The 1,028-nt window shown below is 70.2% G+C and carries 1 protein-coding gene; it reads right to left on the bottom strand.

The window, feature by feature from the left end:
* A partial coding sequence (locus tag AC04L7_RS19530; protein ID WP_475513823.1) for a trypsin-like peptidase domain-containing protein occupies window positions 1-739 on the bottom strand: 739 nt, incomplete at its 3' end.
* Window positions 740-1,028 lie beyond the last annotated feature (289 nt).

The following is a 1,028-nucleotide window of genomic DNA, read 5'->3' as shown; positions in this document are numbered from 1 at the left end:
CCAGCCGGCCCTGCAGGTCGACCAGCGCGCCGCCGGAGTTGCCCGGATTGATCGAGGCGTCGGTCTGGATGAAGTTCTGGTAGCCCGCCACCGGAATGCCGCTGCGGCCCACGGCCGACACGATGCCCGAGGTCACCGTCTGGCCCAGCCCGTACGGGTTGCCCATCGCGACGACGAAGTCGCCGACCTGCAGCTGGTCGCTGTTGGCCATCGGCACCGCGGTCAGGCCCTGGGTGGGGATGCGGATCAGGGCGACGTCGGTATCCGGGTCCGACCCGATGAACTCGGCCTCCACCTGGCGACCGTCGTTGAGCGTGACCGACACACCGTCGGCGTTCTCCACCACGTGGTGGTTGGTCAGCACGTAACCGCGCGCGGCGTCCACGATCACGCCCGACCCCAGCGCGCGCTCCACCCGTTCGCGCGGCATGTCGGGGATGCCCAGGATGCGGCGGAACACCGGGTCGTCGCCGAACGGCCCCAGCGGGCTGGCCACGCGCACGGTCTGGCGGCTGTACACGCTGACCACCGCCGGGGTGACGCGCTTGAGCATCGGCGCCAGCGAGGGCAGCGCCTGGCCATCGACGGTCGCCGGCAGGGCGGCCGCGGCCGGCACCGCCGCGGCCACGCCGGGCGCGGCCTGGGCCGGTGTCTGGAAGACCTCATGGAAGCCGGTCGCCGCGAAGCCGCCGAACGCGGCGGCGGCGGACAGGGCGATCAGGGTGGGAAACGGGCGCAGCGCTTTCTTCATGGTCGGTCGGCAGCTCGTCGTCGTGTCGGAGGGAACGGGGGCCCAGGGCCTCCCGCGAACCTGAATGAGTCTGCTGACGGACCCCTAAACCTGCAATGAAGTTCGCCGCGTGCCCGCCGCAAACCGACCCCCGCCCGTGATGACGGACGGTGGGTCCCTGGCCATGCAATTGTCATGTCAATCCGGTTGACAGGGGGAAACCCCGGGCGTAGTTTGGCGTCTTCGTGCTGACACAAGATGTTGCGGTCCAGCACGAGTCGGACCCAAGCACTGGTGT

The sequence above is a fragment of the Pseudoxanthomonas sp. LjRoot204_2 genome (genome assembly GCF_056175765.1).
This window is presented reverse-complemented; position numbering and strand designations above follow the sequence as displayed.